Genomic DNA, 16,861 nt, shown 5'->3' on the forward strand with positions numbered 1-16,861 from the left:
CGCGCCTAAAATAGGTTCTCTTCACGGTGTCACAAAACGGCGTTAATGCTTTATATATTTGTTTTGTGAATGTTTTTTTATAATTCATAAATGCTATTTATTTGGTTATCAGGATATGAAAGAAAAATTATGGACGAAGGATTTTTGGGCGATAACAATAATTAGCTTTATTATCTTTTTTGTCTTCTATGTGCTGCTTACGCTATTACCGCTTTATATCGCCGATCAACTACATGCTTCGGCGAGCAAAGCAGGCCTGCTGGTTACCTTCTTTTTAGCTGCCGCGATCGTCATTCGCCCATTTTCCGGGCAGTGGGTCGGCAAATTTTCGAACAAAAAAATTCTGGTGCTCTCCTCTCTGGCCTTTTTTATCGTCAGTGCGTTGTATCCTTTTTGCCAGTCGATTGAAGCGTTGCTTTTTATTCGCGTGCTTCATGGTATCACCTTTGGGGTGATCACTACGGTAAAAGGGACCATTTCCGCACGGCTGATACCGGCCTCCCGACGTGGCGAGGGCATCAGCTTTTTCTCATTAGCAATGGGGCTGGCGATGGTCGTCGGCCCGTGGGTGGGGCTGAACCTGGCGCAGCATCAGATGTATAACGCGGCGTTTGGTTTGTGCGCAGGCGTGGCGGCGGTGGGCATTATTTTGTCGTTCACCATGAACGTACCGGCGGTGCTTCAGCATGCGGATGGCGCGAAACCGAAAATAGGCTTTGCGGCGATGTTCGATCGCGCCGCGCTGCCGTTCGCGCTGGTGACCTTCTTCATGACCTTCTCGTATGCGGGCGTGTCGGCTTTTCTGGCTCTCTACGCACGTGAACTCGACCTGATGTCTGCTGCCAGTAATTTCCTGCTGTGCTACGCTATTTTCCTGATGATTTGCCGAACCTTCACCGGAAATATCTGTGATAAGAAAGGGCCTAAGTGCGTGGTTTATCCGTGCCTTGCCTTTTTCGCCGTGGGGTTAGTGGTGCTGGGCTACGTTAATGGCAGCGCGATGATGATTTTTTCCGGGGCGCTTATTGGGATTGGCTATGGTTCCGTGACGCCGGTATTTCAGACGCAAATTATCAGTTCTGTCGAACCGCATAAAATTGGTGTCGCCAACTCCTTGTTTTTCAATGCAATGGATGCCGGTCTGGCGTTGGGGGCTTTCGTTATGGGAATGATGGCGGAAGGCTGCGGCTATCGTGCAATTTATCTTTGTGGCGCGGTGCTGGTGGTTATTGCCGGGGGCATCTATGGTGCGCAGATGAAAACAAACGTTAAACGCCAGATTGATTTGCACAGCAATGCCGGATAAACGCTAAAAACTTTGCCGAAGGTAATATATGATTATTCCTTTGCATATTCTTAAGCGTTAACGGGCGAGGCAAGTCATGGCAGTATCAACTGGGCTGGATGAATTTAATCAGTGGTGGGCAACAGAAGGCGACTGGGTTGAAGAGCCGAACTACCGCCGAAACGGAATGAGTGGCGTCCAGTGTGTAGAGCGTGATGGTAAAAAACTGTACGTGAAGCGTATGACGCAGCACCTGTTCCGCTCGGTGCGTTATCCGTTTGGTCGCCCGACCATTGTGCGTGAAATCGCAGTGATTAAAGATCTGGAAAAAGCGGGCGTTATCGTGCCGAAGATCGTTTACGGCAAAGCGATGAAAATTGATGGCGAGTGGCGCGCGCTGCTGGTCACTGAAGATATGAAAGGTTTTATCTGCATCGGTGACTGGTATCACCAGCATGCGGTCACGCCATTTCCGGACGACGTGCGTGAAGCGATGCTGAAAGCCGTCGCCGTTGCCTTCAAAAAGATGCACAGCGTGAATCGTCAACACGGTTGCTGCTACGTTCGTCATATCTATGTGAAAACGGAAGGGACGGTGGAAGCCGGTTTCCTCGATCTGGAGAAAAGCCGTCGTCGTCTGAGCCGCGAAAAAGCGATTCATCATGATTTCGCACAGCTGGAAAAATACCTCGATCCGATTCCGAAAGCGGATTGGGAGAAGGTCAAAGCGTACTACTACGCGCTGTAATGAAATGGCCGCCCAACGGGCGGCCATTTACATTTCTATCTCAATATCACCCTTCGCCCGGCAACAGCAGGGCAAAATTTCCCCTGGCTGGATGAACGCCAGCGGTTCCGTTAGCCAGTCGACCTGGCCTGCAACCAGACGCGTGCGGCATGAGCCGCAGTAGCCTTCACGGCACTGATACTCAACCTCAACATTGTGGGATTCCAGCGCGGCCAGCAGGGAAGGGTGTTCATCCTGGCACAGCAGTTGTGTGCCAGAGATGCGAAGGATAACGCGGCTCATCAGAGCTGGAAATCACTCAGGTCGTCAGTGTTGACTTCAGAGTCTATCTGGCCGACCAGGTAAGAACTGACTTCCACTTCCTGCGGTGCAACCTGTACGTTATCGGACACCAGCCAGGTGTTGATCCACGGGATCGGGTTAGAGCGCGTCTGGAAAGGCAGATCAAGACCTACCGCCTGCATGCGGATGTTGGTGATGTATTCCACGTACTGGCAGAGAATATCTTTGTTCAGGCCGATCATCGAACCGTCGCGGAACAGATAATCTGCCCACTCTTTCTCCTGAAGGGCTGCCTGCACGAACAGGTCATAGCACTCCTGTTTGCACTCTTCGGCGATTTCAGCCATTTCCGGATCATCGACGCCGCTGCGCAGCAGATTCAGCATATGCTGAGTGCCGGTCAGGTGCAGCGCTTCATCGCGGGCGATCAGGCGAATGATTTTGGCGTTGCCTTCCATCAGTTCACGTTCCGCAAAGGCGAAGGAGCAGGCGAAGCTGACGTAGAAGCGAATCGCTTCCAGCGCGTTTACGCTCATCAGGCACAGGTAGAGTTTTTTCTTCAGTTCGCGCAGGCTGACGGTGACGGTTTTACCGTTCACGGAATGCGTGCCTTCGCCCAGCAGATGCCAGTAGCTGGTCATCTCGATCAGTTCATCGTAGTAGCTGGAGATGCCTTCCGCGCGCTTCTGAATCTGCTCGTTGGTCACAATGTCATCAAACACAATCGCCGGGTCGTTGACGATATTACGGATGATATGGGTGTAAGAGCGGGAGTGGATGGTTTCAGAAAACGCCCAGGTTTCTACCCAGGTTTCCAGCTCCGGAATAGAAATCAGCGGCAGCAGCGCGACGTTCGGGCTACGGCCCTGAATGGAGTCGAGCAGGGTCTGATATTTCAGGTTGCTGATGAAAATATGTTTTTCGTGCTCCGGCAGCGCCTGATAATCGATGCGGTCGCGGGAGACGTCAACCTCTTCCGGACGCCAGAAGAAGGAGAGCTGCTTTTCAATCAGCTTTTCAAAGATGTCGTATTTTTGCTGATCGTAGCGGGCCACGTTGACCGGTTGGCCGAAGAACATCGGCTCTTTGAGCTGGTCATTTTTCGTCTGTGAAAAGGTGGTATATGCCATGAATGTGTCCTGTGGTTTTAATGCCCCCTCACCCTAACCCTCTCCCGGAGGGAGAGGGAATGGCTCGGTGCTTTTTCACCCTCTCCCTCAGGGAGAGGGCCGGGGTGAGGGGAATATAATTATCAGATCTTACACGCGCCGCTTTCGCAGCCATCGTCCTGAATAGACGGCACCAGGTCATCCTGTGCATCTTCAGCCCCGTCGCGGGTGTTCTGATAGTACAGGGTTTTCACGCCAAATTTATAGGCGGTGAGCAGGTCTTTCAGCAACTGCTGCATCGGCACTTTCCCTGACGGGAAGCGTGACGGATCATAGTTGGTGTTAGCAGAAATCGACTGATCGATGAATTTCTGCATGATGCCCACCAGTTGCAGGTAGCCGTCGTTGTTCGGCATATCCCACAGCAGTTCATACGCGTCGTGCAGGTGTTCGTAGTCCGGCACAACCTGACGCAGGATACCGTCTTTCGACGCTTTGATGCTGACGTAGCCGCGCGGCGGTTCAATGCCGTTGGTGGCGTTGGAAATCTGCGACGATGTCTCGGATGGCATCAGGGCAGAGAGCGTGGAGTTACGCAGGCCGTGGGCCTTAATAGACTCGCGAAGCGCTTCCCAGTCCAGATGCAGCGGCTCGTTGGCGATCGCATCCAGATCTTTCTTATAGGTATCGATCGGCAGAATACCTTTGGCGTAGGTGGTTTCATTGAACCACGGGCACGCGCCCTGTTCGATAGCCAGCTCGTTAGAGGCTTTCAGCAGGTAGTACTGAATCGCTTCGAAGGTTTCGTGCGTCAGGTTGTTGGCGCTGCCGTCGGAGTAACGTTTACCGTTCTTCGCCAGCCAGTACGCAAAGTTAATCACGCCAATACCCAGAGTACGACGACCCATCGCACCGCGTTTGGCCGCCAGAATTGGGTAATCCTGATAATCGAGCAGCGCATCCAGCGCACGCACCGCCAGCACTGCCAGTTCTTCCAGCTCGCTGAGATCTTTAATCGCACCCAGGTTGAACGCAGAGAGCGTACACAGGGCGATTTCACCGTTTTCGTCGTTAACGTCGTTCAGCGGTTTGGTCGGCAGCGCGATTTCCAGGCACAGGTTAGACTGGCGCACTGGCGCAATCGCCGGGTCAAACGGGCTGTGGGTGTTGCAGTGGTCAACGTTCTGAATATAGATACGGCCGGTAGAAGCACGTTCCTGCATCATCAGCGAGAACAGTTCAACCGCTTTCACGCGCTGTTTGCGGATGCTGTCGTCGTTTTCATACTGCACGTACAGGCGCTCGAACTCGTCCTGATCGGCGAAGAACGCATCATACAGGCCAGGGACGTCGGACGGGCTGAACAGCGTGATGTCGCCGCCTTTCAGCAGACGGGTGTACATAAGTTTGTTGATCTGTACGCCGTAGTCCATGTGACGCACGCGGTTGCCTTCGACGCCACGGTTGTTTTTCAGTACCAGCAGGCTTTCCACTTCCAGATGCCACATCGGGTAGAACAGCGTTGCCGCACCGCCGCGCACGCCGCCCTGAGAGCAGGATTTTACTGCCGTCTGGAAGTGTTTGTAGAACGGGATACAGCCAGTGTGGAAGGCCTCGCCGCCACGAATCGGGCTACCCAGCGCACGGATACGACCGGCGTTGATACCGATACCGGCACGCTGGGAAACGTATTTCACAATCGCGCTGGAGGTGGCGTTGATGGAATCCAGGCTGTCGCCGCACTCGATCAGCACGCAGGAGCTGAACTGGCGAGTCGGGGTACGCACGCCGGACATAATCGGCGTCGGCAGCGAGATTTTGAACGTGGAGACCGCATCATAGAAGCGTTTCACGTAGCTCAAGCGGGTGTCGCGCGGGTAGTTCGAGAACAGGCACGCGGCAACCAGAATATAAAGGAACTGCGCGCTCTCGTAGATTTCGCCGGTAACGCGGTTCTGTACCAGGTATTTACCTTCCAGCTGTTTGACAGCAGCGTAAGAGAAGGTCATGTCACGGTCGTGAACAATGAACGAGTCCATCTGCTTGAACTCTTCTTCCGTATAGTCTTCCAGCAGATGATTGTCGTATTTACCCAGCTCAACCATTTTCAGTACGTGGTCGAACAGCTTCGGCGGCTCAAACTGGCCGTAGGCTTTTTTACGCAGGTGGAAAATCGCCAGGCGCGCGGCCAGGTACTGGTAATCCGGGGCGTCGCGGGAGATCAGATCGGCTGCGGCTTTGATGATGGTTTCATGGATATCGGAAGTTTTGATCCCGTCATAGAACTGGATGTGAGAACGCAGTTCAACCTGAGAGATAGAGACGTTTTCCAGACCTTCAGCCGCCCAGTCGAGCACGCGATGGAGCTTGTCCAGGTTGATGCGCTCAGTACGGCCATCACGCTTAGTCACCAGCAGACTCTGATTCATGTATGTAGTACCTGTTTGAGTTATCTCCGCAATAGTTCCGCCTGAACAACCTGTAGTGAGGTACGTCACGGCGAACACTATATATAGGGGGTGTGTTTACGATTTACTGCAAGATAGTGTGAAAATGGGTGTCTTGCAAGTGCATAACATTGTGGATAAGTCAGGGGGAGAAAACGGGCTCCGGCGCAACTTAGGTCACACAAGGTGTTCAGGAAAGTCAATGGGAAGAGAAAAATTTGTTAAAAATATCTGTTCGCTGATTTCTTGAACGCCTGAATAACACAGCTTATTGATCCAGTCGATTTACTGCCTGTTCATTATGCATCACTAAAATTGATTTTTAACCTGTTTTCGATGCGAAAAAGTGATGCTCATTACCGTTGTTCATAATATGAACGTATGTAAGCGTGTGTTATTTTTCATCAGCCGTTTACTTAAACAGCAAATGTTAACAATATGTTTATTTTGTTTGACTGTCGGAGCAAAAGAAATCTGCACATTAAAATTGCATATATTATTTTCGACTTTTGCGTTCTCCGGTGTAGATTTGCTTAATTTCTTTTTTAATAGAATTAAATGTTGTGCGGTAATTCTTATTGTAGTCGTTATTATTTTTACAAATCTGTGTTTCGCTTATTTCCGAGTTAGATTTTAAATGATTTTCTGTATTGACCCATCGGTTTTGGATTATGCGAAATAAAAAACAGCGAGTTTTTAGAAGGAAAGGATACCTGCTGATACTGCCCCCTGTGCTGGCCTGGCCAGCGATACAGGCGCAGGCGGTGCAGACATGCCAGGGAGACCAGGTCATCACCAGTTGTCAGGCCAGCCGCCAGAGCCTCTCGGGAGGCAGTGCGAACTGGCGCGTAGCCGATGACCAATGGCTCATCTTCCAGAATGCGAATGAAAATACCAGCGGCGGGGCGGTTTTTCTTGCCGGAGGGGCGAGCTTCAGCGCCTCACCGAAAAATAATAATGGAATGACACTCTTTGCCAACAACCATGTGAGCGGAGAATATAATAATGGTGGGGCGATTTTCGCTAAAGAAAACGCGACGATTGATCTTGACCATGTGATCTTCAGTAATAATATTGCGGGCGGTTATGGCGGGGCTATCTATTCCGGGGGCACGAACGATAGCGGCGATGCGGATCTGATTGCCACAAATACGCTCTTCACCGGGAATATTGCCAACGATGGCAAAGGTGGGGCAATTTATTCTATTAATAACAGCAACTATTTTAGCGATGATGTATTTGATAATAATCAGGCCTATACATCAACCACTTATAGTGATGGCGATGGTGGTGCGCTGGACGTTACGGATAATGAAAGTGATAAATCGCATCTTTCTGGTGTAACTGTCATTAATAATACCCGCTTTACTAATAATATTGCTGAAGGGGAAGGCGGTGCAATTTATACCAACAGTGGGAGTGACCCCTACATTATTGATATCTCACTGGATGAAAGTTACCAGCAAAATGGGGGCGTACTGATAAATGACAATAATAGTGCACAGGGATATAGCGGCAGCGCCTCAACGGCAGCGGGCGGTTTCCTGTATGTTGGCAACAGCAGCGTGGATTTTGATATTGCAGCTAATAAAACCATGGTGATTGGCGACGTCGCCAATGACGGTGCGATAGATTCGATTGCGGGCACCGGGCTTATTACCAAAACCGGTGCGGGTGAACTGGTGCTCAATGCCGATAATAACGATTTTACCGGTGAAATGACTATCCAGAATGGGGAAGTCACGTTAGGGCGCGATAATTCACTCATGAATGTCGGAGATACCCATTGTCAAAGCGATCCGCAGAATTGCTATGGGCTGCAAATAGGCACTCCGCTTAACGCCGACAATCAGGCCGAATTGAATGTGGGGAATACGCAGCAGACGTTTGTCCACTCGCTGACCGGGTTTGAAAATGGCGTGCTGCATATTGATGAGGGCGGAAATGTCACCGTCAACAGCGGCGTATTCCGCGGCACAATCGAAGGTGCGGGGCAGTTAACCGTCGCGCAAAACGGCAGCTATACCCTGGCAGGCGCAGCGGCAATGGCCTTAACCGGCGATGTAGTGGTGGAAGATAACGGCGTGCTTTCTCTGGTGGGCGATCAAAACGATTTGCAGGCCATGCAGGCTGATCCTCAGTCGATTGTCTTAAACGGCGGCGTGCTGGATCTCTCTGATTACGCTACCTATGACGGCGAAAATACCGCCAATGATGGCCTGGCAATCAGCGGCAGCGGCGGTACGGTGATCGGTCAAAACGATGTGGTGGATATCAGCGGCGGTGAGAACACGCAAATTGCTGGCGACGGTGTTTACGTGGTGATTAATGCCAGCGACCAGCGCGTGAGCCTGGCGAACGACAATACCTATTTGGGTGATACGCAAATTGCCTCGGGCATTCTTGAGGTCAGTGATAACACACAACTGGGCAATACCGATTACAACCGCTCACTGATTTTTACCAACCCTCAGCAGCACAGCGAAATGGATGTGACCGCCGATGTCGATACCCGCTCAGCAACCGCGGGTCATGCGCGCAATATCGAAATGCGCGCCGATGGAGAAGTTCGCGTGGAAGACGGCGTGGATACCCAGTGGGGCGGGCTGATGGCCGACAGTACGGGCGCACAGCAGGATAGCACCAGCACGTTCACCAAAACCGGCACTGGGACACTCGAACTGACCGCCAGCGGCACGGCGACGTCGGCGGTGAGGGTGGAAGACGGAACACTGAAAGGCGATGCGGTAGACATCATTCCCTATGCGTCATCGCTGTGGGTCGGCGAGGGCGCGACCTTTGAAACCGGGATGGATCAGAATGTGCAATCTATTGACACGACTTCCGCCGGAACCATCGACATTACCGACGGTACCGTGCTTCGCCTTAACGATCAGGATACCGCCAGCGCGTTAGATGCCTCGATATTTAGCGGCACGGGGACGCTGGTGAATGCCACTGACGGCGTAACGCTGAGCGGTACGTTAGACACGAATCTCCAGACCGACAGCGTCACCAATCTGGCCGGTGTGACGGTGAACGGCAATCTGACCAATACCACGGGAACCATCAGCATGGCGAACGGTACGGCGGGCGATACGCTGACGGTCAACGGTGATTATATCGGCGGCGGCACGCTGGAGATGGACAGCGAACTGGATGGTGATGATTCAGCCAGCGATATGCTGGTGCTTAACGGTAACACCTCCGGCACTACGACGGTGGTGATTGATCCGGTTTCCGGCATAGGGCAGCCGACGGCGACAGGAATTAAAGTGGTCGATTTTACGGCCGATTCTGGCAGTTATCAGAATGCGGCGCAGTTTAGCCTGGCGGGCAATGGCTATATCAATATGGGCGCGTACGACTATAGCCTTGTGGAAGATAACAATGACTGGTATCTGCGCTCCCAGCAGATTGCCCCGCCCGCGCCACCAGAACCACCTGCGCCGCCCACGCCGCCAGATCCTCCCGCACCGCCGTCGCCCCCGGCACCACCTTCGCCTCCCGATCCGGATCCAGACCCAACGCCGGATCCAACACCCGCATTTGAACCCGTGCTCAATGCCAAAACGGGGGGGTATATGAACAACCTGCGCGCGGCAAATCAGGCGTTTGTGATGGAGCGTCGCGACCATGCGGGCGCGGATGGGCAACCGCTGCATGTGCGGGTAGTCGGAGGTCGCCGTGACAGCACGCTCGCCGACCAGCTGGCGCAGCATGAGGATTTTTCTACGGTACAGCTCAGCGGCAATATCTTAACGCGGCTCACGGGGGAAGATGGCCGGTGGATGCTGGGCGTGGTCGGCGGTTATAGCGATAACCAGGGCGAAAGCCGCTCAACGGTCACCCAAACCCACGCCGATAACAGCAACCACGGTTATGGCCTGGGCATCACCGCAACCTGGTTGCAGCATGGTTTTAACCGGCAGGGCGTGTGGCTCGACAGCTGGTTGCAGTACGCGTGGTTTGATAACCAGGTGTCTGAATCACAGGCCGGGGAAGATCGCTACCACAGCAACGGCGTACTGGCCTCGCTGGAAGGCGGCTATCAATGGCCGCTGGGCAACGGTTTTCTGCTTGAGCCGCAGGCGCAGGTGATTTATCAGGGGGTGAAGCAGGCGGATTTCACCGCCAGCAACCACTCTCGGGTTACGCAGGCGCAGGGCGATGATGTGCAAATGCGGCTGGGTCTGCACAGCGAATGGCGTGTTCCTTCGACGAACGCACTGCACATAATCCCGACGCTTGATGTCAATTATCTCCGCGAGCCGCACGCGGCCACGCTGGATGAAGATGGCAGTACGATAACCGATGAGGCAGGCGATACGCGCGGTGAAGTTAAAATGGGGATTCAGGCGGCGCTCAGCCCGCGCATGTCGCTACGCGCCAATGTGGCGTGGCAAAAGGGAACGCAGGATTTCTCACAGACGGCGGGGTATCTTTCGTTTACGGCGAAGTGGTAAAAGGCCCGCGCGCAGGCGCGGGCAGACAACTATTTATTTTTGGTATGCACCATGTAATTCACATCGACGCCCGGGGCCAGCTTAAAGGTGTTGGTCAGCGGGTTGTAGTGCAGGCCGATCATATGCTGTTCGCGCAGGTCGGTTTCATCGACCCAGCTCAGCAGTTCGGCGGGCTTGATAAACTTCTTAATATCGTGCGTCCCTTTTGGCACCATTTTCAGAATGTATTCCGCGCCGATCACCGCCATCAGCCAGGATTTGCCGTTGCGGTTCAGGGTGGAGAAGAAAACATGACCGCCCGGTTTCACCAGTTGCGCGCAGGCTTTTACGACGGATTGCGGGTCCGGCACGTGCTCCAGCATTTCCATGCAGGTGACAACATCGTATTGCTGCGCATGTTTTGCCGCGTGTTCTTCCACAGTTTCCTGCACGTAATCGACGTGAATGCCAGACTCCAGCGAGTGCAAACGCGCGACCTGTAACGGTTCAAAGCCCATATCCAGGCCGGTGACTTCCGCGCCTTCGCGCGCCATGCTCTCGGCAAGGATGCCGCCGCCGCAGCCGACATCCAGCACTTTCTTGCCGAAAAGGCCGTCAGCGCGTTCGGCGATATAGCCCAGACGCAGCGGGTTGATCCGATGCAACGGTTTAAACTCGCCTTCCAGATCCCACCAGCGCGAAGCCACGGCTTCAAATTTGGCGATTTCGTCGTGGTCAACGTTGGGCGCTAACGTGTTTTTTTCGGCATTCATGGGCACTCCTGGTCCTTATTTCATTATTACCGCGAGTATATCAGCACAACGACGCGAATAAAGCTCTGGCAGAACGCTATAGGTTTACCTGTCTTTACGCGGTTGTGTTATAATTTGCGACCTTTGAATCCGGGATACAGTAGAGGGATAGCGGTTAGATGAGCGACCTTGCGAGAGAAATTACACCGGTCAACATTGAGGAAGAGCTGAAGAGCTCCTATCTGGATTACGCGATGTCGGTCATTGTTGGCCGTGCGCTGCCGGATGTCCGAGATGGCCTGAAGCCGGTACACCGTCGCGTACTTTACGCCATGAACGTATTGGGCAATGACTGGAACAAAGCCTACAAAAAATCTGCCCGTGTCGTTGGTGACGTAATCGGTAAATACCATCCCCATGGTGATTCCGCGGTGTATGACACCATCGTCCGTATGGCGCAGCCGTTTTCACTGCGTTACATGCTGGTTGACGGCCAGGGTAACTTCGGTTCTATCGACGGCGACTCCGCTGCGGCAATGCGTTATACGGAAATCCGTCTGGCGAAAATTGCCCATGAGCTGATGGCCGATCTCGAAAAAGAGACGGTAGACTTCGTGGATAACTATGACGGCACGGAAAAAATTCCGGACGTCATGCCAACTAAAATTCCTAACCTGCTGGTGAACGGTTCTTCCGGTATCGCAGTAGGTATGGCGACGAACATTCCGCCACACAACCTCACGGAAGTGATCAACGGCTGTCTGGCTTACATCGATGATGAAGACATCACCATCGAAGGCCTGATGGAACACATTCCGGGTCCGGACTTCCCTACAGCGGCCATCATCAATGGTCGTCGCGGTATTGAAGAAGCCTACCGTACCGGTCGTGGCAAAATTTACATTCGCGCCCGCGCGGAAGTGGAAACTGACGCGAAAACCAACCGCGAAACCATCATCGTGCACGAAATTCCGTATCAGGTGAACAAAGCTCGCCTGATCGAGAAAATCGCCGAACTGGTGAAAGACAAACGCGTGGAAGGCATCAGCGCGCTGCGTGACGAGTCTGATAAAGACGGTATGCGCATCGTGATTGAAGTGAAACGCGATGCGGTGGGCGAAGTGGTTCTTAACAACCTCTACTCCCAGACTCAGCTACAGGTTTCCTTCGGTATCAACATGGTGGCACTGCACCATGGTCAGCCGAAGATCATGAACCTGAAAGATATTCTTTCCGCGTTCGTACGTCACCGTCGTGAAGTGGTGACGCGTCGTACCATTTTCGAACTGCGTAAAGCGCGCGACCGTGCGCACATCCTTGAAGCGCTGGCTGTTGCGCTGGCGAACATCGACCCGATCATTGAACTGATCCGTCGTGCGCCGACGCCTGCTGAAGCAAAAGCAGGCCTGGTCGCACAGCCGTGGGATCTGGGCAACGTTGCCGCGATGCTGGAACGTGCGGGTGATGACGCGGCGCGTCCTGAGTGGCTGGAGCCGGAATTCGGCGTACGTGACGGTAAATATTACCTGACCGAACAGCAGGCACAGGCCATTCTGGATCTGCGTCTGCAGAAACTGACCGGCCTGGAGCATGAAAAACTGCTCGACGAATACAAAGAGCTGCTGGAACAGATCGCCGAACTGCTGCACATTCTGGGCAGCGCCGATCGTCTGATGGAAGTGATCCGCGAAGAGCTGGAGCTGGTGCGTGAACAGTTTGGCGATAACCGTCGTACTGAAATCACCGCGAACACCGCTGACATCAACATCGAAGACCTGATCAGCCAGGAAGATGTTGTTGTGACTCTGTCTCATCAGGGCTACGTGAAATATCAGCCGCTTACCGATTACGAAGCACAGCGTCGTGGCGGTAAAGGCAAATCAGCAGCACGTATTAAAGAAGAAGACTTTATCGACCGCCTGCTGGTGGCCAACACCCATGACACGATCCTCTGCTTCTCCAGCCGTGGTCGTTTGTACTGGATGAAGGTTTATCAGTTGCCGGAAGCCAGCCGAGGCGCGCGTGGTCGTCCGATCGTCAACCTGCTGCCGCTGGAAGCCGACGAACGTATCACCGCCATTCTGCCGGTACGCGAGTACGAAGAGGGCGTGAACGTCTTTATGGCGACCGCCAGCGGTACCGTGAAGAAAACGGCGCTGACCGAGTTCAGCCGTCCGCGTTCTGCCGGTATCATCGCCGTGAACCTGAACGACGGCGACGAACTGATTGGCGTTGACCTGACGTCCGGTTCTGATGAAGTCATGCTGTTCTCTGCTGCCGGTAAAGTGGTGCGCTTCAAAGAAGACGCCGTCCGCGCCATGGGTCGTACGGCGACCGGTGTACGCGGCATTAAACTGGCAGGTGAGGACAAGGTCGTTTCTCTGATCATTCCGCGTGGCGAAGGCGCAATCCTGACCGTCACCCAGAACGGTTACGGTAAACGTACTGCGGCGGAAGAGTATCCGACCAAGTCACGTGCGACACAGGGCGTTATCTCGATCAAAGTGACCGAGCGTAATGGTTCCGTTGTGGGCGCGGTGCAGGTTGACGATTGCGATCAGATCATGATGATCACTGATGCCGGTACGCTGGTGCGTACGCGCGTTTCCGAAGTGAGCATCGTCGGTCGTAACACCCAGGGCGTTATCCTCATCCGTACTGCGGAAGATGAAAACGTAGTGGGTCTGCAACGTGTGGCTGAACCGGTTGATGACGAAGAACTCGACGCCATCGACGGCAGCGCCGCAGAAGGTGACGATGAAATCGCACCGGAAACGGACACCGATGACGACGTAGCGGACGACGCTGACGAGTAAATCGTGAGACGCAACAATAAAGGCCGGTTATAAACCGGCCTTTTTTCTGCGTTGCGGCAAATGGGTTTTACCGTTACCTTAACCACATCCTGTTAGCCTTTGATGGCGGAGTTTCGCCCCTTTGAAATATCTTGTCTCCTTTCGTACGACGCTTAAAGTCTCACGCTACCTGTTCCGGGCGCTGGCGCTGCTACTCTGGTTGCTGATTGCCCTCGCATCGGTTTTCTATATCGTGAATGCCTTGCATCAGAAAGAGTCAGAGATACGTCAGGAATTTAACCTGAGTTCCGATCAGGCACAGCGCTATATCCAGCGTACGTCGGATGTCATCAAAGAACTGAAGTACATTGCCGAAAACCGTCTTACGGCAACGAACGGCGTGCTGCCTCCCGCGTCGATAAAAGATAATACTGAAGTCCCGGACTTCGAGCCTCTGTTTGCCGATTCAGATTGTTCCGCGCTGGACGATGCGTGGCGCGGCTCGCTGGAGTCGCTTTCCTGGTTCCTGCGTTACTGGCGCGACAATTTCTCCGCCGCCTACGATCTCAACCGTGTGTTTTTAATTGGCAGTGAAAACCTGTGCATGGCGAACTTTGGCCTGCGGGATATGCCGATTGAACGTAACCAGGCGCTGAAAACCCTGCATGACCGCATTGTGAAGTACCGCAGTGCGCCGCAGGATGAGAGCGGCAGCAACCTGTTCTGGATTAGCCAGGGGCCGCGACCGGGTGTCGGCTATTTCTATGCCTTAACGCCGGTGTATCTGGCAAACCGTTTGCAGGCGTTGCTGGGCGTTGAACAAACCATCCGTATGGAAAACTTCTTCACGCCGGGGAGTTTACCGATTGGTGTCACCATTCTTGATGAAAACGGCGATTCGCTGATCTCCCTCACCGGGCCGGACAGCAAACTGCGCATCGATCAGCGCTGGATGCAGGAGCGTGCGTGGTTTGGCTACAGCAGCGGCTTCCGCGAACTGGTGCTGAAAAAGAATCTGCCGCCCTCGTCGCTGAGCATTGTCTACTCCGTACCGGTGGATTTGGTGCTTGAGCGCATCCGCATGCTGATCCTCAACGCCGTGCTGCTTAATATCCTGACCGGGATAGCGCTGTTCACCATGGCGAGAATGTACGAGCGGCGGATATTTATTCCTGCCGAGTCAGATGCCCAACGTCTGGAAGAGCATGAGCAGTTCAACCGTAAAATCGTTGCCTCCGCGCCGGTCGGGATCTGTATTCTGCGCACCCAGGACGGCACCAATATACTGAGTAATGAACTGGCGCATAACTACCTGAATATGCTGACGCACGAAGACAGGCAGCGCTTAACGCAGATTATCTGCGGCCAGCAGGTTAACTTTGTCGATGTGCTAACCAGTAACAATACCAACCTGCAAATCAGCTTTGTGCATTCGCGCTATCGCAATGAAAACGTGGCAATTTGTGTGTTGGTAGACGTAAGCTCGCGCGTCAAAATGGAAGAGTCGTTGCAGGAGATGGCGCAGGCGGCGGAGCAGGCCAGCCAGTCGAAATCGATGTTCCTTGCCACCGTCAGTCACGAACTGCGTACGCCGCTGTATGGCATCATCGGTAACCTTGATTTGTTGCAAACCAAAGAGTTACCGAAAGGCGTCGGGCGTCTGGTGACGGCGATGAACAACTCCTCGAGCCTGCTGCTGAAGATCATCAGCGACATTCTCGATTTCTCGAAAATTGAATCTGAACAGCTAAAAATCGAGCCGCGCGAGTTCTCGCCGAAAGAGGTGATGAACCACATTACCGCCAACTACCTGCCGCTGGTGGTGCGTAAACGGGTCGGAATGTACTGCTTTATCGAGCCTAATGTGCCGCCGCAGATGCTAGGCGATCCGATGCGTTTGCAGCAGGTTATCTCCAATATCCTGAGTAATGCCATCAAGTTTACCGATATTGGCTGCATCATTTTGCATCTTAAGCGTGAAGGTGATTACCTGAGTATCAGCATCCGTGATACCGGCGTGGGCATTCCGGCGAAAGAGGTGGTACGCCTGTTTGACCCGTTCTTCCAGGTCGGAACCGGCGTGCAGCGCAACTTCCAGGGCACCGGGCTGGGGCTGGCGATTTGTGAGAAGCTCATCAACATGATGGACGGTGATATTGCCGTCGATACGGAACCGGGCATGGGCAGTCAGTTTACGGTGCGTATTCCGCTGTACGGCGCGCAGAATGCCGCGCCGCTGGTGATTGACGCGCTGGCGCAAAAACGCTGCTGGCTGGCGATTCGCAACGAATCTCTGTATCAGTTTATTGAAACGCTGCTGACATGGCACGGCGTGGACGTGCAGCGCTACGAAGGTGAAGAGCCGGCACAGGATGATTTGCTGATCACGGACGATGATCTGGAGAAACCGTGGGCGGGCAGGGCGGCGGTGATCTTCTGTCGTCGCCATATCGGCATTCCTCTCGAACGCGCGCCGGGCGAATGGGTGCACAGTATTGTTTCCCCGCACGAGTTAATGACCCTGCTGGGGCGTATTTACCGGATTAAAGTGGGCAATGCGGATCACGCGGAGTCGTCATCGGCGCACGAAGTGGCTGTGGATAGCAATGACGATATGATGATCCTCGTGGTGGACGATCACCCGATCAACCGTCGCCTGCTGGCGGATCAACTGGGTACGCTGGGTTATCAGTGTATGACGGCGAATGACGGTGTCGATGCGCTCAATGTGCTGAGCAAAAATCATATTGATATTGTGCTCAGCGACGTGAACATGCCGAACATGGATGGCTATCGTTTAACGCAGCGTATCCGTCAGCTTGGCCTGACGCTGCCGGTTGTCGGCGTTACCGCCAACGCACTGGCGGAAGAGAAACAGCGCTGCCTGGAGTCAGGGATGGATAGCTGCCTGTCAAAACCGGTGACGCTGGATGTGCTGAAGCAAACACTGGCAGTCTATGCGGCGCGGGTGAGAAAAACGCGGGAATCATAAGATAAA

At 53.6% G+C, this 16,861-nt stretch carries 9 protein-coding genes; 5 read left to right on the top strand and 4 right to left on the bottom strand.

Annotated elements, in window-relative coordinates:
- Positions 1 to 115 precede the first annotated feature (115 nt).
- Together ACWWFX_RS01365 and inaA are read left to right on the top strand one after the other, a co-directional pair.
- Positions 116 to 1,306 carry an MFS transporter gene (locus ACWWFX_RS01365; protein ID WP_276219780.1) on the top strand — a complete coding sequence of 397 codons (1,191 nt, stop codon included), beginning with the start codon at positions 116 to 118 and terminating at the stop codon, positions 1,304 to 1,306.
- A gap of 76 nt (positions 1,307 to 1,382) precedes the next feature.
- Positions 1,383 to 2,033, top strand: coding sequence for a lipopolysaccharide kinase InaA (gene inaA / locus ACWWFX_RS01370; RefSeq protein ID WP_473223020.1), 651 nt, complete (start codon positions 1,383 to 1,385; stop codon positions 2,031 to 2,033).
- Positions 2,034 to 2,060: 27 nt separating this feature from the next.
- Here inaA and yfaE read toward each other — a convergent pair whose 3' ends face one another.
- The 3 genes from yfaE to nrdA all read right to left on the bottom strand — a co-directional run bounded on the left by yfaE (position 2,061) and on the right by nrdA (position 5,853).
- Positions 2,061 to 2,315 (bottom strand): class I ribonucleotide reductase maintenance protein YfaE, encoded by a 255-nt coding sequence (gene yfaE / locus ACWWFX_RS01375; RefSeq protein WP_015963680.1) that lies wholly within the window; start codon positions 2,313 to 2,315, stop codon positions 2,061 to 2,063.
- Complete coding sequence (gene nrdB, locus ACWWFX_RS01380) at positions 2,315 to 3,445, bottom strand: class Ia ribonucleoside-diphosphate reductase subunit beta (protein ID WP_015963681.1); 1,131 nt, start codon at positions 3,443 to 3,445, stop codon at positions 2,315 to 2,317. Before nrdB ends, yfaE begins: the two co-directional genes overlap by 1 nt.
- Before the next feature lie 122 nt (positions 3,446 to 3,567).
- On the bottom strand, positions 3,568 to 5,853 hold the full coding sequence (nrdA, locus tag ACWWFX_RS01385) for a class 1a ribonucleoside-diphosphate reductase subunit alpha (RefSeq protein ID WP_276219782.1): 2,286 nt from the start codon (positions 5,851 to 5,853) through the stop codon (positions 3,568 to 3,570).
- A gap of 689 nt (positions 5,854 to 6,542) precedes the next feature.
- Here nrdA and yfaL point away from each other — a divergent pair.
- Positions 6,543 to 10,337: an AIDA-I family autotransporter adhesin YfaL/EhaC gene (gene yfaL / locus ACWWFX_RS01390; protein ID WP_473223021.1), complete on the top strand. Its 3,795-nt coding sequence runs from the start codon at positions 6,543 to 6,545 to the stop codon at positions 10,335 to 10,337.
- 29 nt (positions 10,338 to 10,366) lie between these two features.
- On the opposite strand, the gene ubiG is transcribed toward yfaL, so the two are convergent.
- A complete protein-coding gene (gene ubiG, locus ACWWFX_RS01395; protein ID WP_015963684.1) occupies positions 10,367 to 11,089 on the bottom strand; it encodes a bifunctional 2-polyprenyl-6-hydroxyphenol methylase/3-demethylubiquinol 3-O-methyltransferase UbiG in 723 nt (240 codons plus the stop codon).
- Positions 11,090 to 11,247: 158 nt separating this feature from the next.
- Between ubiG and gyrA the strand changes: the two genes are divergently transcribed.
- The gene (gene gyrA / locus ACWWFX_RS01400; protein ID WP_473223022.1) at positions 11,248 to 13,884 is read left to right on the top strand and encodes a DNA topoisomerase (ATP-hydrolyzing) subunit A; all 2,637 of its coding nucleotides are present in this window, start codon (positions 11,248 to 11,250) and stop codon (positions 13,882 to 13,884) included.
- A 121-nt stretch (positions 13,885 to 14,005) separates the two neighbouring features.
- Positions 14,006 to 16,855 carry a two-component system sensor histidine kinase RcsC gene (rcsC, locus tag ACWWFX_RS01405; protein ID WP_276219786.1) on the top strand — a complete coding sequence of 950 codons (2,850 nt, stop codon included), beginning with the start codon at positions 14,006 to 14,008 and terminating at the stop codon, positions 16,853 to 16,855.
- Positions 16,856 to 16,861 lie beyond the last annotated feature (6 nt).

The organism is Pseudocitrobacter sp. 2023LY-00077 (assembly GCF_055796175.1).

Bases quoted from the DNA above. Each gene is read 5' to 3' on its own strand.
- ACWWFX_RS01365 (WP_276219780.1), top strand. From the start codon at position 116: ATGAAAGAAAAATTATGGACGAAGGATTTTTGGGCGATAACAATAATT.
- inaA (WP_473223020.1), top strand. From the start codon at position 1,383: ATGGCAGTATCAACTGGGCTGGATGAATTTAATCAGTGGTGGGCAACA.
- yfaE (WP_015963680.1), bottom strand. From the start codon at position 2,315: ATGAGCCGCGTTATCCTTCGCATCTCTGGCACACAACTGCTGTGCCAG.
- nrdB (WP_015963681.1), bottom strand. From the start codon at position 3,445: ATGGCATATACCACCTTTTCACAGACGAAAAATGACCAGCTCAAAGAG.
- nrdA (WP_276219782.1), bottom strand. From the start codon at position 5,853: ATGAATCAGAGTCTGCTGGTGACTAAGCGTGATGGCCGTACTGAGCGC.
- yfaL (WP_473223021.1), top strand. From the start codon at position 6,543: ATGCGAAATAAAAAACAGCGAGTTTTTAGAAGGAAAGGATACCTGCTG.
- ubiG (WP_015963684.1), bottom strand. From the start codon at position 11,089: ATGAATGCCGAAAAAAACACGTTAGCGCCCAACGTTGACCACGACGAA.
- gyrA (WP_473223022.1), top strand. From the start codon at position 11,248: ATGAGCGACCTTGCGAGAGAAATTACACCGGTCAACATTGAGGAAGAG.